This window comes from Streptomyces sp. SID13666, assembly GCF_010548325.1.
Taxonomy (GTDB): domain Bacteria; phylum Actinomycetota; class Actinomycetes; order Streptomycetales; family Streptomycetaceae; genus Actinacidiphila; species Actinacidiphila fildesensis.
This window is the reverse complement of the sequence record NZ_JAAGLX010000036.1, coordinates 63923-86663: the sequence shown is the minus strand read 5'-3', so window position 1 is coordinate 86663 and position 22741 is coordinate 63923. Positions and strand designations below refer to the sequence as shown.

General features: G+C 63.2%; 13 protein-coding genes and 2 pseudogenes. 8 read left to right on the top strand and 7 right to left on the bottom strand.

The genetic code is table 11. From position 1 onward, the window contains the following. Positions 1 to 25 precede the first annotated feature (25 nt). From G3I60_RS33040 to G3I60_RS33025, 4 genes are all read right to left on the bottom strand, one after another. Complete coding sequence (locus G3I60_RS33040) at positions 26 to 1069, bottom strand: site-specific integrase (protein WP_239070551.1); 1044 nt, start codon at positions 1067 to 1069, stop codon at positions 26 to 28. A 1740-nt stretch (positions 1070 to 2809) separates the two neighbouring features. Further along, entirely contained in the window at positions 2810 to 3715 is a 906-nt protein-coding gene (locus G3I60_RS33035) for a phospholipase D family protein (protein WP_164296105.1), read from the bottom strand. Then, positions 3712 to 5580 carry an ATP-binding protein gene (locus G3I60_RS33030; RefSeq protein WP_164296106.1) on the bottom strand — a complete coding sequence of 623 codons (1869 nt, stop codon included), beginning with the start codon at positions 5578 to 5580 and terminating at the stop codon, positions 3712 to 3714. Before G3I60_RS33030 ends, G3I60_RS33035 begins: the two co-directional genes overlap by 4 nt. After that, positions 5577 to 7205, bottom strand: coding sequence for a DEAD/DEAH box helicase family protein (locus G3I60_RS33025; protein WP_343241468.1), 1629 nt, complete (start codon positions 7203 to 7205; stop codon positions 5577 to 5579). The genes G3I60_RS33030 and G3I60_RS33025 overlap by 4 nt, the downstream gene beginning before the upstream one ends. A 280-nt stretch (positions 7206 to 7485) precedes the next feature. On the opposite strand from G3I60_RS33025, the gene G3I60_RS33020 reads away from it, so the two are divergent. The 5 genes from G3I60_RS33020 (at position 7486) to G3I60_RS33000 (ending at position 15524) form a co-directional block, all read left to right on the top strand. After that, entirely contained in the window at positions 7486 to 7770 is a 285-nt protein-coding gene (locus G3I60_RS33020; protein WP_343241469.1) for a transposase domain-containing protein, read from the top strand. Between the two features lie 980 nt (positions 7771 to 8750). Continuing rightward, on the top strand, positions 8751 to 9926 hold the full coding sequence (locus G3I60_RS33015) for a cysteine desulfurase family protein (protein ID WP_164296108.1): 1176 nt from the start codon (positions 8751 to 8753) through the stop codon (positions 9924 to 9926). A gap of 14 nt (positions 9927 to 9940) precedes the next feature. After that, entirely contained in the window at positions 9941 to 11098 is a 1158-nt protein-coding gene (locus G3I60_RS33010; protein ID WP_239070550.1) for a DUF4007 family protein, read from the top strand. Positions 11099 to 11100: 2 nt separating this feature from the next. Continuing rightward, positions 11101 to 14691 (top strand): ATP-binding protein, encoded by a 3591-nt coding sequence (locus G3I60_RS33005; RefSeq protein ID WP_164296110.1) that lies wholly within the window; start codon positions 11101 to 11103, stop codon positions 14689 to 14691. Beyond that, positions 14688 to 15524 (top strand): phosphoadenosine phosphosulfate reductase family protein, encoded by an 837-nt coding sequence (locus G3I60_RS33000; protein ID WP_164296112.1) that lies wholly within the window; start codon positions 14688 to 14690, stop codon positions 15522 to 15524. The genes G3I60_RS33005 and G3I60_RS33000 overlap by 4 nt, the downstream gene beginning before the upstream one ends. A 1038-nt stretch (positions 15525 to 16562) precedes the next feature. On the opposite strand, the gene G3I60_RS32995 is transcribed toward G3I60_RS33000, so the two are convergent. Then, positions 16563 to 17426 carry a phosphoadenosine phosphosulfate reductase gene (locus G3I60_RS32995; RefSeq protein WP_343241986.1) on the bottom strand — a complete coding sequence of 288 codons (864 nt, stop codon included), beginning with the start codon at positions 17424 to 17426 and terminating at the stop codon, positions 16563 to 16565. 114 nt (positions 17427 to 17540) lie between these two features. On the opposite strand from G3I60_RS32995, the pseudogene G3I60_RS45895 reads away from it, so the two are divergent. Beyond that, positions 17541 to 17918, top strand: a pseudogene (locus G3I60_RS45895) (hypothetical protein); the annotation flags it as partial. Between the two features lie 3 nt (positions 17919 to 17921). Here G3I60_RS45895 and G3I60_RS32990 read toward each other — a convergent pair. Next, positions 17922 to 19457 carry a restriction endonuclease gene (locus tag G3I60_RS32990; protein ID WP_343241471.1) on the bottom strand — a complete coding sequence of 512 codons (1536 nt, stop codon included), beginning with the start codon at positions 19455 to 19457 and terminating at the stop codon, positions 17922 to 17924. A gap of 254 nt (positions 19458 to 19711) precedes the next feature. On the opposite strand from G3I60_RS32990, the pseudogene G3I60_RS45890 reads away from it, so the two are divergent. Further along, positions 19712 to 19852 (top strand): annotated as a pseudogene (locus G3I60_RS45890) (IS256 family transposase); the annotation flags it as partial. 1317 nt (positions 19853 to 21169) lie between these two features. Further along, a complete protein-coding gene (locus G3I60_RS47125) occupies positions 21170 to 21844 on the top strand; it encodes a class I SAM-dependent methyltransferase (RefSeq protein WP_369334870.1) in 675 nt (224 codons plus the stop codon). Here the strand turns inward: G3I60_RS47125 and G3I60_RS47120 are convergent. Further along, the gene (locus G3I60_RS47120; protein ID WP_369334871.1) at positions 21841 to 22323 is read right to left on the bottom strand and encodes an HIT family protein; all 483 of its coding nucleotides are present in this window, start codon (positions 22321 to 22323) and stop codon (positions 21841 to 21843) included. The two genes, G3I60_RS47125 and G3I60_RS47120, sit on opposite strands and share 4 nt — an antisense overlap. Between the last annotated feature and the right edge of the window lie 418 nt (positions 22324 to 22741).

Below are 22741 nucleotides of genomic sequence, written 5' to 3'. Positions count from 1 at the left end.
GGGCTCACCTAGGCAACAGCCCTGCTCAGGCTGCCAGTTTGTAGAGGCTGAGGAACCCTTCCGTTTCCCGCCGTGACCATGTGACCTGCGACTTCTCGCCCGTTTGATGCAATTCCCGGGGGTTGATGTAGATCATGGTCGTGTTGATCCATTTATGGCCAAGCAGCTCTTGGATGGCCACAACATCCACGCCCTGCCGGTAGAGCTCCGAGGCAGCGAAGTGCCGCAGAGTGTGCGGCGTCAGGTTGCCCATCTGGGACGGGAGGTGCTGCGCGACCATCTTCTTCAGATGCAGGCGGAGCGTGTCGGTATCCACCGGCAAACTCGAGCCATCAGCGGCCCGCCGCTCCGAGGGGAACAGCCGGGATCCTGGCTCGTCCACGCGGTCGTCGTACTGCCAGCGGGGACCATCAACCCACCACTCGAGCAGCTGACGGCTCCCGTTGATCAGCGGGACCAGCCGCTCCTTCTTCTTGCCGCGCCTCCCCTTGCCCCGCAGAAGGATCTTTCCGAACTGGCCGAGCTCCCAGTGGATGTCGTTGACGTTCGCCAAGCACAGCTCCGAGACCCGGGGGCCTATCAGGCTCGCCAGCCGCATTGCGGTGTAACTCCGCAGGATAGGCAAGGGCTTGCGTGCCTGCGGCACCTCGTCGCGCCAGGCCGAGAACAGATGGTCGATCTCCCCGGGCGGCGGCGGAATCCGCAGCCGGGACAGGGCTGATCCGCGGGGCCGGTTGATCTCATCCAGCGGCGATTCGACGACGTGGCCGGTCGCGGCGTGGATGGCGGGCTTGTGCCGTAGTTCGAGGAACTCGAAGAAGGTGCTGAGCGAGTGAGCCTTGCGGACCTTCGTGCCATGCGCCAGGTCTCGTTGATGCTGGCCGAAGAACCGGTCCAGATCGCGAGGTTCCATCTCCCACAGCGGGCGGCCGAACCATGAGCGCACTTCGACGATCACGTCAACATCGCCGGCGACCGTCCCGTCGCCGGTGCCGGCCGAAGCGCGAGCGAGGACGAACTCCGACAGCAGGTCCTGCTCGAAGTCCGCGACTTCCTCCGGCGTCGTCAAGCGAAGCTCCGGGCGAAGATCTCGTACGACCGCCAGGGACACGAGACCTCCGGCTCGACTATTTGATCACTTAGTCGAACTAGACGATAACATCTCGGGAATCATGAGATCTCATCAGGCTGCGAACGCTGCTGGATGGGGTGGATAGACCTCCAGGTCAGGCACACGCTGCGGCAGGAGCACGCTCCGCTGGGCCTAGGGAACTCTCGGGAGGAGAGTCACACGGCCCCGTCGGGTACTCCGACGCCAGGAAACGAATGCCCAGCATCGCCTCCATCCCTGCCTCGATCCGACGCTGTAGGTCGACCTCCAGCGCCACCGTCGAACTTCGCAGCTCGACGTCCCGGCCATCGGCATCCAGCCGGAACAGCATCAGGTCGGTCACCCGCGCCCCCTCCCGTGATCAGTACAAGGGGAGCAATCGAAACGGGTACCGAGGTATTCCAGGGCGGGTAGCCACCTGCAACAGGGTGATGCGTCCGCCTGCGTAGCCATCCCCCACGGTGACGGGTCTCCGTCGTCGCCGGAGGTGCTGTCCCGCCCACCCGATGATCGAGGCGCCGAGGAGCAGCCGTCCGACACACCCGGCGGGAGAGGGACGGCGGCAGGCTCCGCCAGTGCGTCTGGGCGGAGCCCGAGGACGGAGTCGAATGCGCGAGTGTTGCCAGCCCCTGTGCGAGAGATGTGCCGGGCCACCACTGGTCCTGCAAACCGCCGGGTTGATGGAAACCCCTGAATCGGAGATCCCATCAGGGTGAAATCGACCGGCGTGGTGGTCACTTGGTGATCCCCAGAGGATCTACCACCCGCTGGCCGGACTGTCGCGGGAACAGCGCACCCGCCACCGGAACGGGCACCGTTGTGGACAAGAAGCAGGGTCACTGAATGTCTGCCTCCCACAGACCTCCTGCGGATGGTCATCCCGGGGTTCCGCAGCTGTGCGGGGCTCTAGTCCACGAAAAGGCTGACTGACCTGCTGCAATATACTTCCGCCGGCTGTGTCGGCGTGTGTCTAGTCCTGGAAACACGCGCAGGTCAGCGGCTTGCCTGCCGATCCCGACGGGCGAACAATGCCAGCCTCCTTGGCCAGACAAGAGCCGCGTTCTGGGTCATACAGACCATGATCCGAAACCATCGAGGCGCTCCTTCAGGCGGTGGGCATCAAGTAGCGTGGTGGCTGCAACTTCCCGCCGTTCCAGACCACTTGACCGGCGAAGCGCGCTGACCAGCAGGAACATCAGCGCCTAGGCACACGCCCGTTCGGCGTGCGATCACGCGTATCCCAAGGTCAGAGCCCCGATTCGTGGACTAGAGCGCCCACTCAACTGCGGAACCCCGGTCATCAGCTCCCAGCGCATCGCTCCGGAGAAAGCCGCTCCAGTCTCAACCTCGCCCCCCGCAGTGAGGGCCTTGTTCAGCTCACCGTACAAGTACCGCAGAGAATCGGGAACGCCTCCGAGACCGGTCGGAGCTTGTTGCCCACCAGCAACTGCCTGCCGCTCCCTGCTGTGCCGCCGAGCCGGAGGCGGGCTCGTAGACCCGGGCGCGGACTCGATCAGCAGCAAGCTCGACAGGCCACCGGAGAAGACGCGTGCTCATGCACAGCCACCCGGTCATGGCGGGAGAATTCGGCGGCGATATGGACCGCACGCGGGAACCCAGCCGATCGCCTCGGCAGCCGCGGAGCCAAACCTCTCCCTGACCAGCGCCTCGAACTCGTAACGCGCGGAGCAGAGCAGTTCACGTCAGCTCGCGTCCTGGCCGGAGCGCCCAGGTATCCACCTCGGTGTAGTAACGATCGAAGTACTGAAGCCACGCTGCTATGTTCTCGGTCCGCCGGCGCGCTAGACCCTCACTTGCACCCGATCTTTCCGCGATCGCCTTCTGCAGCTCTGTGCTGCTCAAGTTGTGGCCTGCCTGCAGCCTCTGGAGTTCAGGGATCTCACCCAGGCGCGAGCGGACGGCCGCATGAAAGTCGCTCTCGTCCAGCCCAGCTGGGATGTCGAGCAAAGCTAGATCCTCGATGATCCCCGCCTCGACGGCGGCTGCGAAAGAACCCCGGCCGTTATATAGCGCGTAGAGGTTCTCTGGTCGTCGGGTGTTGGGGTACCAGAGCGCTGCCGCCTTGCTTTCAACATCGGGCACCGATGAGGCCGCGCCCGTCTCCTCTAGCAGGTTTGCCTGCCGGCGCACGATGGCAGCAAGCTCCAGGCTAGCGCTCCTTGCGATCGACTCGACGTGGCCGAGCACCCGTTGGACCTCAGGGTGGGCCGTGGCTACCTTGATGAGCAGCTCTATGTTGGCGCCCGGAACCCGCCCGGTGGCCTTGCCAGTCAGGTTCGCCGAGCCGATGAGGCAGTAGTCGTCAGCTGCATAGATCTTTGCGTGCAGGGTCGGACAGAGCATCACGCGGACGCGCTTGTCCCTCTCGGCAACTTCCATGATCTCCGGGTCCGAGACCCCGGCGGCAACTTCCGCCGGGGTCCACCGGGTCACGCAGCGAATAGTCTCCACAGAGGCGGGAATTGCGTCGACGGCAGCTTCGAAAATCGGCTTCTTTATGAACGGCGCGATGAGGATCACGCTGTTTGATGCGTGCTTCAGGAGGGCCGAGATCTGCTGCCAGACGTGGTCGTGCTCTGTCACTCGTCGTTCTCGCCGTCGATGAAGTCGCGCGCATAGCGGCCCCAGTCCTGCCGAGCGTCGGCGATCTTCTCACGCTGCCGGTCGTTGGGGATCTCGTCCTCCATACGGGCCCAAGAGAACAACAGCAGTTTGAACGTGTCCGATGCCCGCTCGAGGCGGTGCCGGAGGTCGTCCACTGTGGCGTCCTCGGGGACCTCTTCGAGAACCGTCATCAGGTGGGTGTGCAACGGGTGCTTCTCATTGAAGATCACCTGCAGCATGCCAGCCATGAGATCGATGCTGAAGAAGGCGTGCGAATCCTGGTAGCTGGACAGCCAGCGCACGCGCCAGTCGTTCTCCAGGGACTCTGCCACAAGTGACTGCGCCGTGTCATCGTCGAGGTGGTGGCGTTGGGTGAGGGCATCGACCTGCTCCTGCCGCCGGTCCTCGGTGGAAGTGCCCGCAGCGAGATTGTCGGTCTTGCCGGTGTGTCCGTCCTCGCTCCGGCGCTTGACCGCGTCGGTGGCTTTGGAGGTGACGTCATTGTCGTGCCGCTTGCGGCTCTTCCGGTTGCCGACGGTCTGCTGTTTGAGCTTGCGCCGCATGGCGGGCAGCAGCTTGGTCTCGAAGTAGAGGGCAAGATCGATGAGGCCAGTCCGAGGGTCTCCGAGCTCAGCGAGGCGGTCCTTGAAAGCCTTAGGCGTCTCGTCTTCCTCCGCCTCGGCCCTCCAGTCGAAGTGGGCGAGCGAAGAGAAGATTGTTGCCGTTTGCTTGTTGTTCGTTACACCGAACACTGCGTCGAGGGCTGGGGGGAAATCAATCTCGACTCCCCACCAGCGCTCCACCGGGTCGTAGCCGATGGCCCATGAGGAGTCCAGGTCTAGCTCGCGGCCCTGACGAATCAGTGAAATGCCGATGTTGTGGCGGGCGTGCTTGCCCCAGGCTTGAGAACCGGCGTCTACGTTGGGGTTGGCGTCCTCCGGCCACGGATGGCCCTCCACGTCCGCACGGCGGGCCTCAGGCCGGGCAATCGAGGCGGTGACCTTGATCTTGTGCTCTGTGCCGTCGACGACGATGGGGAAGTACGCGACTCCGGGTTCGTCCTCCGAGCCCATGCTGAACGGTTCGAACATAGGCTCGCCCCTGAACGGCGGCGGCGTGCTCGCCGACCCCATGAGGTACAGCGGGTCGTTGGCGGCCGCATTGTAGGTGCCTGCGATCACCGCTCCGTCGCGGACCGGTGCCATCCGAATGTCGACCGTGCCGGCGTTGAGGTAGTGCCGATAGACGCGGCCGATGTTGTCGGCTGTGTTGCGCAGGGTGGCGGCGGCACCGTGCCAGTTGACCCGGTCGAGGTCGGTCCACAGCACGAGGGTGCCGGTGTTGCCGAGGCCATCGCTGAGGTCGCGCCAGTAGTCTGGCAACGGCGTATGGATCGGCTCCGGCACATCGTCACGGCCTACCTCGATCTCGGCGAGATCGAGGTAGGTGTACAAGGCGTTGCCCGGTCCGTTGGTCCAAGACCACACCTCGACCTTAGTGCACTGGGACATGCTGGAGTTGGGCAGACCCATCCCGAAGCGCCCTATGCGCTTCCGATCATCTCCGCGGCCATCGCCGAACTTCAGGGCCCTGCGCAGGGCATCCGCGTTCATACCGTCGCCATTGTCGAGAACGGCGATCTTTTCGACTCGATGGGTTGTCCGGGAGACACCTGGTACCGGGCACTCGCAGGCGAAGACCTCCACCAAGGTCGCGTGGGCGTCGATACTGTTGTCGATCAACTCGGCCAGGGCGTAAGCCGTGTTCTTGTAACCGCTGTCACGCATCGCTTTCACAGTCAGCGAAGGGCTGACGATTCGGTAATTGCTGCCGCCACTGGTCATGCGGTCTCCCATACGTCTTCCCAATTGATGAACGCGTCGGCGACATCCCCGAAGCCGGGGAGCTCAGGGTCGACGACGGTGACGATTTCGCAGGTTGCGGTTCCGCCGGCTCGCGGGCCGCGGATTACTCGGCCAACCATCTGGCTGTAGAGCACCAGCGATCTGGTCGGGCGCGCGATGACGGCGGCGCTGGCGGCTGGGGCATCGAAACCTGTGGTCAGGACGCCGTAGTTGCATAGCACCATCGGACGACGGCCAGCGCTTTTGAACCGATTGATAACTTGTGCACGGTGGCGGGGCGATGACTCGCCGGTGACGAATTCGGCATCGAGGTTGACCGCCGACAAGATCGCGGCGATCAGGCGGCAGTGTTCGACGGACGCCGCAAACACCAGAATCCTCCGGTGACGTTGCTCCAGAAGCTCCATGATCGTCTGGACGACCTTCAGATTCCACTGCTCGTCGCGAGCGAGCTCGGCCACGATGCTCGCTGGGATATCGAATGAGCTGGCCAGAATTCGCTGATCACGCGCAGACAGGTGCAAGCCCGCCTCCGAGGCCACCGTCCTCATCGTGGGCCGCGACAGATAGCCCTGTTCGATTAGGGCCGTCACCGGGTTGCTGTAGCCATCGATCTTCAACATCACCTTCTGGCGCGAGAAGAAGTCCGAGAGGCGCTCGTCCTCGGCAATGTCCGCCCATGTGCGCCCTGGGGTGGCAGTAAGGCCGAGGAGACTGGCGTCGGGGCGGATGGTCAGCGCGTCCACGACCTGCTGGAAGGTGGGCGCGATGATCTGGTGCGCCTCATCGAATACTGTCAGGGTGCTGCGCGCGGCGAGAGTCTCGAGGAAGCCCGGCTTGCTCTTCGCAGCCGAAACCGCTTTTTCCAGGCCGAGGATGACGATCCCGTCGGTCACTCCGTCGAGAACCGTGGGTGCGTCCGCCCACATGCGGACCACCGGCACGGGCCGGTCGCCCAGCTTCGACCAGGCTCGCTCGAACTCTGCAGCGGCCTGCTCCAGCAGTTCCTGCCCATGGGCGAGCCACACTACGAGGGTTGGTTTACGGTCCCGGAGGTGGTCACAGATGAGGCTCATCCCGGTGCGGGTCTTGCCCACCCCAGTGGGCAGATGGAGAACGACGCGGCGCGGGCCGTTGTAGAGGAGCTCGCGTACACGCGAGGCCGCGTCGCGCTGATGCGGAAACAGGGGGTACTCGGGCTCGCACTCTCGTCGGAAAGCTGGCGGCGTCACCGGTACGCGGTCGATGGTGAACCCGAGGAATTCCAGCAGCTCGCGGCGCTGATCGGCCGTCCACTTCAAGGCGCGCAGGTGGGCTAGTGGTTCCGCGCTCGGCGGGTCGAGGCCGAGCCGATGCGCGAGCTCCTTCTGCTTGGCTTTTGGAAGCAGGGCAAGCAGTTCCTTGCGTTCGGCGGTGTCAGCAGTAAGCCGCTCGGCGTCGATGGCCACAGCTGCGACGGCCCGAAGCCGTTCATCCGTGGTCGCACCGCCGTCGATCAAGTCCAGAAGAGCACACAGCTCCTTGCCGAGCTTCTCGCGGATATACGGCATCGGGGCGCTGTCCAGTACTGCCTGGAACGGGATGCCCGGAGACCATGTCGTCACGGGCACATTGCCCGGCCGGTAGTAGCCCCTGAGCGGCGTGGCAGCACTACTCGACGATCCATCAGCATGACTTTCCCCCAACGCAATTCAGCAGAAGGCCAAGCGAAGGGCATCCTTCGGCGACGGCTTGCGCTCACCCTAAACCCGCCTGCTGACAAGCGTGTTCCGATCTCGCATTTCCGCAGGCCAACGCCCTGCCGGTTGAGGTCCTGCGCTGGTTCCCTCTGACATCTGGATGCCAATGCCGTTGCCTTTGCTGCTGCCTCGCGGTTGACCTGGTGTGCTGATCTCCCGTCTGGAGCGGCTGGGGTTGGGAGCGCTGACCCAGTGGCGCCTGTCTGAGCTGGTGGACCGGGTGGTGGGTGAGACAGGGCGCTTGGTGAAGCGTCGGCGCTTGTTGTTCGCCGTTCAAGGTGTACTCGTGCTGGCGATGTGCTTGTTCCCGCAGGACGACTACTTGGAGGTCTTGCGTCTGGTGAAGACCGGTGATTCGGGGCCGCGGTCCTGGTCGGGAAGAACAAGTCCTCTCTTGCCTGGGCCCGTCAGCGGCTCGGGTGGCCTGTGATGCGGGAGTTGTTCCGGTCCGTCGCCCGGCCGCTGGGCACCGGCCGGCGGGCTGTTCCGGGGCCTGTGGGTTCTGGCCCTGCCGCCCAGTCCTGAGGTCGCAGGCGCCGGACGGCGTGCGGCAGGAGATCTGCGCGCACCTGATCGTGCACCGAGCCGCCCGGGATCTGCTGGACGAGGCTGCCCCGTCTGCATCGCAGCACCGTCGAGCGAACCTCGTTCAACCGAGCTCTGCACCCGTTCGCCGCACGGTCATCTCACCAAGCGGCTTTCCCCCCTCCGCCCCGCAGACATGACCGGCGCCTCGGGCTTGCCGAGATCGGCCGCAGCCTGCTGCCCGTCAGGGGTGCCGTGGCTGCCCCCGCAAGATCCGCTCATGAATCACTGGCTACGGCAGCAAAGCCCCTGGCGAACCCGCTAGCCACTACCGCCCGCCGATCGTCGTCACCCTGAACCACCGATGGCGTGATCACTAACGCAACGGCATACGGCATTGGTCTGGACGCCGATGGCGGGTGGGGTGGTTCGGCGAGGGCGTCGACAGTCTGCTTAATCGAATGTATATTCTATATATCATGGGTGTCTGTCACGAATGTTGGCACGCGGGCGGGGGAGCCGCGGCCTAGGTGACCAGACTGCTCCTGGGGGTTTCGGACGACCTGTGCTCACGGCTCGCCAGGAGTTCATGGAACTCCTTTACGATGCCTCGGGTGAGCGTTGCGTGGATGGCTCAAGCGCTCTCGCCACCGCCATCGCCGCAGGTCAAGGAGGCTATTGGCGGGCAGCCCTTAGAGGGCGATGCCCGCGGTCGACTGTAGTGCCTTGGATCACTGTTGGCGGGTCATTTGCGGCGAGTCGGTCCCAGTGGTCGCAAGCGTTCACTAGGATCTCGGTACACTCCTGGTGGATGTGGGAATCCTGCTGCGAGGAGTCGCCAGGAGAGGCATCGGGAGCGTAGTGCAGCCAAGGGGGGTAAGTATTATGGCCCAAGATCCGGAGGGCACGGATGTGGTCTACCTCGACTACAACGCCACTGCGCCGCTGCGACCTGAAGCCCTCGAAGCCAGTCTCGCCGCGCTGCGCAGCGTGGGTAACGCATCCAGCATGCACGGTCCGGGACGGGACGCAGCCGTCAGAGTCGATGGTGCCCGCCGTCGGCTCGCTGAGCTGCTCAGTTGCTCCCCTGGCGAGATCATTTTCACGTCCGGCGCCACGGAGGCAAACAACCTGGCCTTGGGCGCCGCCCGCGCCCGCGGCGGTGCCTTGGTAACCACCGCAGTCGAGCATCCTGCGGTGCTGGAAACCGCTCGTGCCCTCACCTCAGGACGCCCCGATGGCCTCGTCGTCTTGCCGGTCGACCAACACGGCGCCGTCGACCTTCACCTGCTTCGAGCGGTGCTGTGCGAACGCGAGGTGGCTCTCGTCTCGGTGATGATGGCAAACAATGAGACCGGGGTGCTGATCGACCTCGCGCCAATCGTCGAGGCGGCCCATGCCGTCGGAGCCCTGGTCCACACGGACGCTACACAGTATGTCGGTCGACTTCCTCTTGACCTGGGGGAGCTCGATGTGGATCTGCTGTCCTTGTCCGCCCATAAGTTTGGCGGCCCGCAAGGTGTCGGTGCCCTCTTTGTTCGCCGGGGTGCTGATGTGCCGTACCAGCCACTCCTCCTCGGCGGGGGGCACGAACGTGGTTGGCGTGCCGGCACGCTGAACGTGGCCGGCATCGCTGGACTTGGGGCAGCCGCAGAAGCCGCACGAATCCACTTGGAGCAGGAGGCCTTGCGCATCGCGGAGCTGAGGGATGCTTTGGAGGTGGCGCTGATCAAGAGCATGCCAGGCTGCTGGATCAACGGTGCACGATCTCCCCGGCTCCCCGGCGTCACCAGCGTCACCATTCCAGGCGTTCCTGCGGACGCGGTCCTCGCCGCCATGCCTCGCGTCGCGGCATCCGACGGCAGTGCCTGCTCATCCGGGGCACCGAGTCCGAGCCACGTGCTCCTCGCAATGGGACTCAGTCGATATGACGCTGACTCAACGCTGCGGTTCTCCCTCGGCTACGGGACGACCGCACCCGACGTCGAGCAGGGAGTTGCGGCTACTGATGCCGCCGTGCGGCAGGTCCGATCTGCCATGGCCGCCACGGATGGTCCCTGAGCCGCGTTATCCGTATGACGCCTTCCAACTTGACTAATCACCTGATTCCACGAAAGGCCCTGCGCATGTCAGACGGTCGCCTTGCCGAAGCCGTCGAGCTTTCCTTCGGCCGCCATGAAACTTTCGCCCCGCGCTTCGGCTGGCTGCACAAGGCATACATGCAGGTGAAGGAAGACAGTCGAATTTTCCATCGGGAGGACGCCCCCGTCCGCCTGGGGGTCGGCAAGAACATGGTCTATTCCATGCGGCATTGGTCGAAGGCGTTCAAACTCACCCAGGAACACCGTGACGACGACCAGGCCGAGCGCGCCCTCATTGCATCACCGACCTGGCGTGCCCGGTGGTTGCTGGACGAGGAGGGGGCCGACCCCTACCTCGAGGACACCGGCAGCCTGTGGCTGCTGCACTGGTGGTTGCTCTCATCCGAGCCTGGATCGAAGTGCTGGGTGCCGAGCTGGTACATCATGTTCAACCTTGCACCGCGCTCCAAGGTCACCGCCGCAGATATGAACAGCGTGATCACGCGACTGGTCCACGAGAACTTCGAGGAAAAGTACTGGCCGGCACCGGAGTCCATCATCCGCGACGTGGACTGCCTGATTAAAATGTATGCCCTCGACCAGGAATTCAATCCCCTTTCGCCAGGCAGCTTCGAGGACCTGCTGATGTCCCCCTTCCGTGAACTCGGCCTGCTGGAAGGTCAGGGCAAGGGCCGGGAGCGCACATGGCGATTCACCGGCGGGTCCCGCTCCAACCTGCCGGCAGCCGTCCTCGCCTATGCCTGCCTGGACTACGCTTCCCGATCCTCCGTAAACGCTGGCTCCATCTCAACGGCTCGGCTGGCCGAGGACCTCGGCTCCCCGGGCCGCGCCTTCCGAATGCGCGAGCCGGAACTGACCAAGGCCCTCAGCTCCTTGGTCGCAGACCACCCGGACCTGCAGGTCGTTGAGGCGCTGGGTCAACGCAGCCTGGTGTTCACCCGGGCACCGCAACAACTGGCATGGGAAATCCTCGACGCTCACTACGGCCACCTCCGCGACAGCGAGGGTTTTCCCACCCCCGAGAACTGGATCGCGAAGTATCCCGGACTCGACAGCAGCGCCCCCAAGCACACAGGCAAGAAGCTGCTCCAGCAGGCCGCGGCGTTTGAGATGATCGAGGAGAACGTCTAACCATGGCGACCAAGACCGCCCGAAGCAACGGTCAGGGCATCGATGACGCCCAGTTCCCAGTCGGCATCGCGCTGGTGGGATCCGAAATGCGGTCCACCAACCTCGAGCGCGACGTCCGTGAACCGCACCTGAACAATCCCTATATCGGAGTGCGAGCCCTCGACCTGCTCGAGCGTGTCACCAACGCGGCAGCAGACCTGCGCCGTACTCGCGCCTGGACATTCACCGGACCCTACGGATCAGGCAAGTCGACACTGTCGAACCTCTTCGACGCATTCCTCGGCCATGACAAGGCCCGCAGGGCGGAAGCCGAAGCCGCGGTCGCGGCCACCAGCCCCGGTCAGGCAGCCAGGCTGGCCCGTGTCCGCGACGAACTCGCACCGGAGGGATTCCTCGGTGCCGTTGCCACGGCTGACCGCGAACCCCTGGCTACGACCATCATCAGGGCCCTGCAGACCGCCGCGGAACGTAAGTGGAAGAAGCGGATTCCCAAGGCCGTTGCCCAAGCATTCGCTGCTTGCACGGACCCCACGATCCCGAGCACACAGAGCCTTATTGAGGCCGTCACGGTGCTTTGCAGCGTGCAGCCCGTCCTGCTGATCATCGACGAATTCGGCAAGAACCTCGAGTACATCGCTGCCGACGGGGCCGGAAGTGACGTCTTCCTGCTCCAGATGCTCGCAGAGAAGAGCGCCGGCCCCTCGGGCCTGCCGCTGTTTATGTTCACGCTGCAACACCTGGCCTTCACCGACTATGCCGCGCGCTCCAGCAGCATCCAGACCCAGGAATGGGCCAAGGTCCAGGGCCGCTTCGAAGACGTCACCTTCGCCCCGAACCTCGGCGACGCGGTTCACCTGATGCGTCGGCGCCTCGACCACGCCGGCGTCGCCGAAGCCGGCCAGCGGCTCATCGAGGTGCAGGCCAAGGCCGCAATGCACGCATGGACCGACCACGCGCTGAACGCCCTTGTGGACATCTCCACCGAGATGTTCGCCGACCTGTACCCGCTGCACCCCCTGACCGCCATCGCGGCACCTGAGCTCGCCTCCCAGATCGGGCAGAACGACCGCAGCCTGACCGGGTTCCTCGCCAGCGACGAACCCAACACGGTCCGGCGAACCCTCGACACCTCCTCAAAGCAGGCACCCGAGCACGCATCCACCATCCGTCTGCCGCAGCTGTACGACTACTTCTTCTCTTCAGGCCGCACCACGATCATCGCCTCGGCGAACGCCAGCCGATGGCTCGAGGTCGATCACCGGCTTAACGAAGCCCGCGGCCTGTCGGCCGAGGACCAGGCGGTGCTTAAGTCGATCGGCATCCTCAACCTCATCGACGCGGACGGCGTTCTGCGCGCCACGCCCGCAATGATCCAGTTCGCACTCAACGACCCCGCTGACGCCCCTGACCCCGAACGCTACGCCGCCCTGCAAGAGCAGCTCGACAGGCTGGTGGCCGACGGCTTTGTCGTCCACCGTGCCTACAGCAATGAGTACCGGGTCTGGCGTGGCACAGATTTTGACATTGACGCCGGGATCCGGGTCGCTGCCAAATTGATCACCCCTGCGGTCGTCGTCGAGTACTTCAGCGAGCACCTTGGATCGGTGCTCCCCGCTGCTGTTGTTGCCGGCGGTCACAGCCAGCGCACGGGCATGCTGCGCTATTTCTCCAGCGCGGTCAGTTACAAGAGCACGGCCCTGAAGGGGCCGACAGTCGTCCAAGACGCCGCAGATGGCCTTATCGTCTTCCACCTTGGGCCGCTGAGCGACCGCCCTATGATCGACTCCCCGCTTCCTGCCCTGATCGGCACGACCAAGAACCCAGAAGCGGTTCTGCAGGCGGGCATCGACCTTGTGGCGCTCGAGGAACTACTGGACGACGAAGCCCTGGACTATGTGGCCCGGCGTGAGGTCGAGGAGCGCGCCGCCTACATTTCCAAGAATATCGGCACCTTGTTGGACGAGGCGTTCAACCCCCTCAGTCCGCAGTCCACCTGGCACCTGTGGAGCAAGGGCACCGAGACCACCGGCGATCCCGGCGAGCCGATCGACGCCCGCAGCTACGCCAATCTGGCTTCGCAGGCATGTGACCGCGTCTTCCCTCATTCGCCGCGGATCCGCAACGAGATGGTCGGACGCCATCAGCTCACCAGCATTGGGTCGCGAGCGCGCCGCGAGGTGCTCACCGGCATGTTGCAACGCTCCGGCACCCATCTCCTCGGCTACGACCAGACGAAGTACACGCCCGAGCGGGCGATGTACCACGGCGTCGTGGAGTATCTAGGCCTCCATCGCGCAGCGGACGAGGCCCGTGCCGATGCCACCAGCGCGAGCATCCATACCCATGGAATCTCCCGCCCTGACCCCAAGACGCATCCCGATGTCATCAAAACCTGGGAAGCCCTCGAAGAGGCGCTATCCAACGCAACGCAGCCCACTCCCATCGTGGACATCTACGAGCGGCTGATGGCCCCCCCCTACGGCATTAAGGCTGGGGTCGTGCCCATCCTCGTGGTCACCGCCCTCATCCTGCATGCCCAGGACGTCGCGTTGTTCGAGGAGGGCAACTATTGCCAGCGCCTGACACCGGAGATCATCGAACGGCTCAACGTCCCCTACCCGGAACGTTTCACCGTCAAGGCTGCACCCGCAGGTCGCGGCCAGCGACGCCTGATCGTCGAAGGTCTCACCCGGTCGCTGCACGTTGACAGCCCCCGCTCCGGCACCGCCCGTAACCCGGCCCTGCTCGGAGTGACACGGGCTATCGTCGAACGTGTCATGGTCTTGGAGCCCTACGCACAAAGGACACGGAGCCTGAGCGCTGAAGCACTCGCCATTCGTGAGGTGCTCAGCCGCGCCACTGACCCGGACGACCTGGTCTTCGCGGCCCTGCCGACAGCGCTCGGTTTCGAGGCGATCCTGCCGAACAGCTCCAAGAATGAGACGCTTGCCAAGGACTACGTAACCCGTCTGACCGCGGCACTCGATGAACTCTCCAGCGCCGGAGCCGCGCTGCGTCAGCACATCGTTGCAACCATCGGCAACGCCTTCCGGCTGCCGCCCGAACTGCCCACCCTGCGGGCCGGGCTGAGAGAACGACTTCGCGGCTTCGCCGATTCTTCGCTCGAGCTCAACCTGCAAGGATTCGTTTCCCGCGTCCTAAACGAGAACCTGCCGGATGAAGACTGGCTCGACCCGATCATCATCCGGCTCGCCAACAAAGCCCTCGGGGACTGGACCGACCGAGACGTCGACTCGTTTCCTCGGCAAGTTCAGGAGCTGGCCCGAGCGCTCGACCGCGTCAGCCATCTCTATGAGGTCCGCTCGCTACCGCAGATCGACCGGCAGAAGACTGAGCCGCAGCAACTCGACACTCACCTTCTGACCCTCACCACACCCCAGGGGAATGAAGAACGCACCCTCATCCACGTGCCCAAGCAGTCTCGCCAGGCGGCGGACGACCTCGTTGTCAGTGTCATCAGGCAGGCTGAGGAAGCACTAGGGCCCGACGGCGCCCGCATTCTGCTGGCTGCGCTAGCTGAACGCATCGCCGCGCGGGACGCCACCACCGACCAGACCAAGGAGTCACTGTGACTGACACCAAGAGCGCCGGTGGGAAGACGCGCCACGTCCTCGGCATCTCCGGAGGCAAGGACTCCTCTGCCCTCGCCATCCACATGCGTGACCGCGTACCGGACATGGAGTACTTCTTCTGCGATACCGGTGCGGAGCTCCCAGAAACCTACGAGTACCTCAACCGCCTCGAAGCTGCCCTCGGCAAGCCGATCGAGCGCCTCAACGCGACCCGCGATTTCGACCACTGGCTTGAGGTCTACCAGGGCACGCTGCCCAGCCCCCAGATGCGCTGGTGCACCAAGAACTTGAAGATCAAGCCACTCGAGGAGTGGGTCGGCGACGACGAGGTCATCTCCTACGTGGCGATCCGTGCGGACGAAAACCGGCTCGGTTACGTCAGCACCAAGCCGAACATCACGGCCGTCTTTCCGTTCCGCGAAGACGGCATCGACCGTGACGGAGTGGGCCGGATTCTCGATGAGGCAGGTATCGGACTGCCTGATTATTATGAGTGGCGCACGCGCTCTGGCTGCTCCTTCTGCTTCTTTCAGCGCAAGCACGAATGGGTTGGCCTGCATGACCGGCACCCGGAGCTGTTCGAGCAGGCCATAGCGTACGAGGAGAAGGTCAACTACCGGAACACGGCCATGCAGGAGCGGCAGTACACCTGGTCCCAGGGCGAATCGCTGCGCGAGCTGATTGAGCGTCGGGACGAGATCGAAGCCAAGCATGAGGCAGCTCTGGCGCGCGCAGCCAAGCGTGTCAAGCCGAACCGGCCGCTCCTCGAAATTCTGTCCGACGCCCACGACGAAGACGACGACGAAGCCGGCTGTGCTGTGTGCCATCTCTGACAGGTGACAGCGAGTCGTCTCCGTTCGGAGGAACATTGATCCAACCCCGGGCGGTCTCTCAATCAGTTCGTCCACGGGAGTGCGCGGGAGGCCGGTCCGGGGCGGCGAGCGAACGGAGATATCTTTTAGGTGTCCCGCTCGCTCGGCCTGGGTCGCTTCTCACGCCGTCTACATCCGGAGGCTGACAAGTATGGTCGCATCCCGCGTTCCGTACCTGCTCGGCCACGCCGAGATCGCGGCGCTCTTCGACGTCAAGCGTCAAACTTCGCAGCTTTGGCGCAGTGACGGCACACTCGCAGAGCCTGATCTCCTGGCTTCCGGGAACCCGTACTGGCTGTTGTCCACTGTCATGGTGCTTGATGGACAGTCTGGGCGATCTGTGACGGCGCACCGTTTGCATGCCTACCGGGAGAGTCTCCCAGCAGGATATGAGCCGGAGGACAGAGACCATCTTCCGGTCATCCTTGGAATCAAGGAAGTCGCCCAAGTCATGCATGTCGATGGGCAGGCGGTATCGCGATGGCGAAATCGGAAGGCCATTGCCGAGCCTGATCTCCTGCTGTCCAGGTCGCCGCTTTGGCTGCTAGAGACTATCGTCAACGACGCCGCGCGACGCGGGCGAGATATTAGCCTCCAGGACGTAGAGCGGATCCGCAGTGGTGCACGTGCGCCGCAGAGACCGCGTGGCCGAAGGGCCAGCACTTCTCATCCCCCACCGAGGCCCATGGTCGAAGCATTGCCGGCGGCACGGACCTTCGAACCAGCCGAAGCTTCGGAGGCTGAGAAATTCATCTCTGATCTCCTGGCCCGTGGGTTGGCCGTTATAGTCCGCCCGAAAAGACCGCGCTAGGGCCTGTCTTCAGTCATGACCAGGCTGGGTTTCGGCTCTGGACTGGTTGTTGGTCCCGTGGGACGTCGGTGTGACACGTGCGTAACTTACCGATGAGGAGCGGAAGTTCGTTGAGAGCCCTTCCTGTCGATTGGCAGGTCCGGCCCGTATTCGGGCTGGCTGCGTGCGCAGTGGGCGTCTGTGCGGCGTCAGGTCATGCACCACCCGGAATCGCAGCCCGCGTCACCTTCTTCGACAGACGCCCGCTCGCCTTCACCGGCGGGTATCGCATCGGAAAGCGGACGCCCATACCGTGTGAGGAACGCCGGGTCCCGCCCAATTGCCGCACGGCGCATGTTGAGAGTCTTCTCTAGTTGGACGGATCGAACGAAGAGTTCCGGTTCGTTACGCCTCTGCTGCCTCCAGGCTTCGACGGTGCGAAACGGGCAGAAGAAACAGGCGCTCTTGGGCGGAACGGGCAGCCCAGCTGCCGCGATGATGTGCTCGCAGTCGCTCCTGCGTAGACCGAGGTCGAGCAGCGGGTACTCGATCTCCTCGTGTGGTTCGCTTCTGCGTCGGTTGGCACGGTGGATCTCGTCTACCGATATGCCAATGCCGACGGTTGCCGGATTCTTAGCGGTGGCGCCATGTTCGCGGAGCCACCGCCCGATTACCTTGATTTTGAAATCGCCAGTGCAGGATCGCCTGCCAGGGGCGCCGTTCGCCATACGCACGGGAATGGGGATAGAGCGGGTATCTGGTCGGTTAAGCCGCTGCCAAAGGGTCTCCGTGGCACCATCCCGCCGACGGCGGTGCAATTGCTGGATGTCGAGGCCCGCGCCTGCGGCGTAGGGCATCGCTACGTCGCGGATGTATGCCAAGGTCCCAGGGTGCTCGCTGTCATCCCCTACATTGGCAAAGAGGAAGGTCGAGTAGTCGATACGTCCCTGGGCGGCGAGGACGAGCAGGGCTGTCGACTGCACCCCTCCGCCAAAGGAGATCGCCCTTATTCCCGATCCCGCGGCGGTGACTCGATCGCCGTCATTCTGTCCGCCTGCACTTGCACGTAGCACGTCTACTCCTGAGGTGGCTGTGGGTACCCAGCATGAGAGACTCTATTGATCGACGAGCCCTTGAGTCAAGTGTCTCTCTCATGGTGGGCGGACTTCCCTTCCTCCGGTTGCGGCCCTGTTGGCCGCCCGCGCACCCGGCCTGACGCAGTCGCCGGCGACAAGGCCTACTCGTTCCGAGCCAACTGAGTCCGCCTGCGCAAGGGCAACATCAAGGCCGTCATCCCGGAGAAGGGCGATCAGGCGCCAACCGCAAGAAGACAAGAAGAAGGGCCGCCGGGGCAGGCGGCCCTTCTCGCACGACGCAAAGCTCTACAAATCGCAATCCCGTGGAACGCTGCACTAACGAGATCGAGGGGTGGCGCGGACTCGCCACCCCGCTACAACAAGACGCTCAAGAGCTACCTGGCAGGACTGCACCTACGCGGGGCAGGGATTTGGCTCCCCAGCCTCCACCCACCGCATGGTCACAACTCAAGAGGCGGCTTGGGGTGAGCCCTACAGGAGGCCGACGAGCGACAACGAGCTCACGATGGTGGGATCAGTCAGGGCGTGGCCGTGCTCAAGGCTCTTGAGTACGGCTCCGTCGCGGGAGACCTTGTCAACATGGAAGGTTGACCAGCTTCGGCACATCGGGCAGGGGCGACCGATCAGGAACGGGCGCAGCAGATGCAGCCGATGTTCTCGGTCGATCAGGTAGAGACTGTCGGTCTCCAAATCATTGCCGTCGTGATGCATCGTCTCAGTGGGGACCACAGGGTGATCGCCCATCAGGCTCCGGAAGTCCACGTCGGCCCGCTTCTGGAGCGTGTCCCAGCGCACATCAGTGACATGCGCCAATCGCAGGTCGGCGAGGAACCTAGTGCGGTCCAGGAGCAAGGACAGGTCAGCGAAGACGTCGTCGAGCACGTCTGGAAGGTCGACATCATCGGGTCGGCGCTGGTGAGCTTGATCATTACGGCGGTCTGAAACCCGCTTGCGGACAGCAGCGGCTTTCGGGTCGGCAAAAAGGGAGCCGAACTCGTGGAGAGGGTGCTCTGCAGGCAGGCCCTTCCGCTTGCGCGCGCTCACGATCTCTTCAAGAACTACTACCCATTCCCCGAATCCTGGTCCCCCGCGCCCGCCTGCCAGCTTCCCCTGGATGGCGCGCACTGAACTGAGCTCGATGCCCTCGGCACGCGCCATGGCAGCCACTAGCAGCGCGCTATAGCACAACAAGATCTCGGCCGTGTCCAGCACCGCCTGGTATGCCTCCCTCAGTTGGCCTGCGCTCATCCTTGCCTCCGTCTCGCGCCAGCGCAGCGCGATCGGGTACGGGAAGCGGGTGCGGACCGTGTAGCCGAACTCGTCCAGGCGGGCTGCCGCCTCCGCACGCAGGCGTAGGGTCTGGCCAGAGGCGATTAGCAGTTCACGAGCTTGGACGCCATTGCGAGTCTGAAGCACGGACTGGAGAAGTTCTGTTGCTTCGTCTCTCCATTCGCTCATGCGATCCCGAGTGACGGTGAGATCGTCCATGGCGACAGCCAGTGCTTCATCAAGCGGCGGCAACTTCAGCTGCTCCAGCTCGCTCCATCGAACGCGCAGTGCGCCTTTGAGGAACCCGCTTGCCACAAGCTGAAGTTCTGATGATCGCAGATACGCCAGAATCCATCGTAGATGTGTCGGCGTCAGCGGCCCCTGGGGACGCAATGCGAGCACACGGTCGCCTGCTACAGCGGGTAGATCGGCAGCCGTGACCGGTGCGACTCTCGAACCCCCGCTGACTGAAATTACGGCGCATAGCACCACATCGCCGACTTCGAGGAGGGGCTGCTCGGCCGGGACGATCGCCCGATCGTCCGCCGAGTCCGGTGGCGCGATCACGCCTTCGCGCAAAATGTCGCGCGGCGACAGGACGCGGACCCCTCCGGGTTGGTCAACGAGGGGTTCGCGCCTGAAACTGGTGAGGCCGGGCACACGAGTGAATATCGAGCCTAGGAGCGTGCCGACCACATCATCGCCGCTCAACGCAGCGGCATGCTCATTGACTTGCACGACGCGCCTCCCCCACTGATCGCAGTGCTCTGCCCGGACTAGCCTAGGGCAGCGGAGCCGCCCGAAGCACGATCTTTCTCATGGGCCTTGCCGTCAACTGCCCTGCCGCCTCTCTCATCCGGCTGACACGATCCCATCTGCCCTTGGATCCTGGACAGTCCGCGCAGCTGGGCGTGGAGAAGGCGATCCAGGACATTTAGAATGCCGAGGATCGCGACCACGCCAGCGGCGCGGCCAAGACGTTCGCCCACCCCTATGACGCGAAGCTCCGACAGGCCGTCAAGAAGATCGCCGACGACTAGGAGCAATTGCTGGCGTTCTACGACTTCGCTACCGAGCACTGGGTCCACCTGCGGACCACGGACCCGATCGAGTACCCGTTCGCCACCGTGCGCCTGTGCACGAAGGTGGCCTGAGGTGCCGGCCCCGCACCGCTGTCCTGGCGATGGTCTTCAAGTTCGTCGAGTCCGGCCAGGAGCGGTGGCAGACCGTCAACGCACCCCACCTAGTCGCCCGCGTCGGCACCCTGCGAATGCGGCCAACTCGTCGAGCGACCGAGCTCAACGCAGTCTCAGCCACCTCAACTGATTCAGAGAATTTGACAATCACTCACTAATCTCCGGTACACCGCGCAACCTCAGATCGGCGAAGCCATCCGACGGCGCCGGAATCGGCACTCGGCCCGGAAAGCGGTGGATGACCGCAAGGGCTTGTGCGGGATCCTGTTTGTCCTCGTAGGGAAACGCCATCTTAGCGATGGCCCTCCTCGAGAAAGGAGTTCCCGGGCGACGCCTCCATTACTCCGACCGTGACATCGGCCACCAACCCCTCGGCTCCAATCAGCCCTGCGCGCCAGCTTCCTGGCTTACTCTTGGGGTGCAGCAGAGACGGTGCGCCGCTGTATTGGGCAGGGGCCACACGGATGGAGCATGCCGACGAGCGCGGCAACTTGCGTCTAGTTACGCTGCAGGAATGAGATCCAGGCGCTCCAAGTGGGCAGACAAGATTGTTACTCTTCTAGCTACGATATCCCTAGCAGCCAACGCGAACAACTATCCCTCAGAGAAGTACTGGAAGAGCGGGTGGGCGTCATCGGGGTGGGTCGTTCCAGTGCTTCTTATTATTGCTGGTATATTTGGAGTTATACAGCCAATTTCAGCTTTCAGTTCGCGATCTACCGTTCAGGGACGCATTTACCTGCAACGGCAAGTACTGACAAAGCTGGGACGCCTAATCCAAATTGGAACGTCCGGGGTGCAACCTCCGCTCGACATCTCTGATATAGCTCTTCACATTTGGGAGAAAAAGAGGTCGCTTCGACATCCCATTGGAGGGAGACTGGAGCGTATTGCGAGCTACCGCCTTGGGGCAAGCGCGATACTGAGAGACTTCCGACCAACCAAGGGAGTGGGCGTCGTTGGGTTGTGCTGGAAGAATAACGCCCCGATCTCCATGGACGCTACGCAACTAAAGCAAGAGCCGCATTTTACGCAGCAGTCTCAACAAAATGCGGATCTAGTCATGGGGTTTAAAAGCTATCAGGAGTTTTGTAAATTCTCTCATAGAACTGCGCTATTTGCGAGCCCCATTCGCAACGCAAGATTCAAATTCATTGGATGCGTAAGCGCAGACGCAAGTCGAGGACATGTCGATCTGGATAATTCGGATCTACCCAGAAATCTTAACGAGATCGCGGATTCATTGAGCGACCAATGCTTCCGAGACCTCTAGGGAATCTAGTGGACCCAATCATTGAAGTCACGCGCGCATCGTACGAAGGCAGCGCGAGCGGGTACGCAGATTCGACCTGGGATTACGAAAGTTACCCAGGACTCTACGCGGAGGCCTTCGAATTCTCAGAATCCGTGCGCCTCAAGGGCCCTATCATGGACTTGGGCTGCGGCGCTGGACGAGACGCGACATTTTTCAATTCTCGCGGTCACAGGGTAATGGCTGCAGATATCAGTGAAGCGATGTTGCATGAAGCTCGCCGTAGGATCACATCAGTCGAAAGAAGTCAAATAGAATTCACGTGTCTGGACCTTAGGCAACTTCCCTTCAAGGGAGGCAGCTTTAACGGCGTATGGGCTAGCGGTAGCCTCCTACACATTTCGCGAGACGACATGCTGCCAACTCTGAGACAGATCGTCAGAGTTCTCAAGCGAGACGGAATTGCCACTCTGAGCATGAAGCGCGGCACCACAGAAGGTTGGGAACGGCTGGGCGCCGTGTCGGGATCGCGTTGGTTTACGTACGTTGAGCCAGAGGATTTTTCCGGCCTGATGCGTCAAGCTGGGTTCAAATCCGTAGTCTGCCAGTCCTCAGGTCGAGGTGCCTGGTTCCTCGCCACGGGAACATCTCCGAAGGAAGAAGACTGCGGACCTTAGACTGGATCAGCTGAGAATTTTCCCGTCCAATCATCGGGACTCGGGCCGGGGAGGACCTGACGGATACCCCCGCGAGGGTCAGCAACATCGCCATAGTGCCGCGGAACTAGATGGATATGCAAGTGATCGATGGTGCGCCCAGCCGCTCTACCTTCATTAATGCCAATCGTGTAACCGTCGGGACGGTGTGTTGAATTCAGTTCCACCTGGCTCTCAACTAGCAGAGCGTGTGCGTCTAGAACTTCTCGAGGAGTTAGGTCGAAGTAGGAGACGACATGACGCTTTGGTACAACTTCAACGTGCCCATCCACCGCAGGGTAATTGTCATACCTGACATAGCAGGTGTCATTCTCTCGCTGAATTGTATTCACAGAGGTATCGTCACGCATACAGAAGAGACAATTGGGCTCACGTGCTACCGTCCTTGGCGCTCGGTGTTCCGATCTCGAGGTCCAAGAGATCAAGTTGGCGAGTCGCACCGCCCAGACAAGGCTCTTTGCAGGTGTACCGTCGATGCGCGCCACGAGATTTACCCTTCATAGGGTGGGGTCATGCAAGCCTCTAGTGGAAGATGCAACTGGGCCCGGCCTTCCGAGCCGTATAGATACTCCCCACTCCGCACCCTAGCCACTCCCCAATGAGCGACTCTGTCGGGGATCTTGAGATTCCCAGGCGGGAGCGCATGGTCGCCGGGCAGGCTCGGCTTGGTTCCGTAGATGAGGTGAGCCGGTGTCTCTCCATCCCTGTTCTGGTGAGCAAGTTCCGTTCTCGACAGCGCGGGTGGCGCGGGCGAATAATCCCCGTGGTACGACCGCGATATGGGTGCGGGACCGGCTGGACGGCTTGTGGCACGACGAGGACTTCGACGCCTGGTATCCACGGGACGGGCCGCCTGGC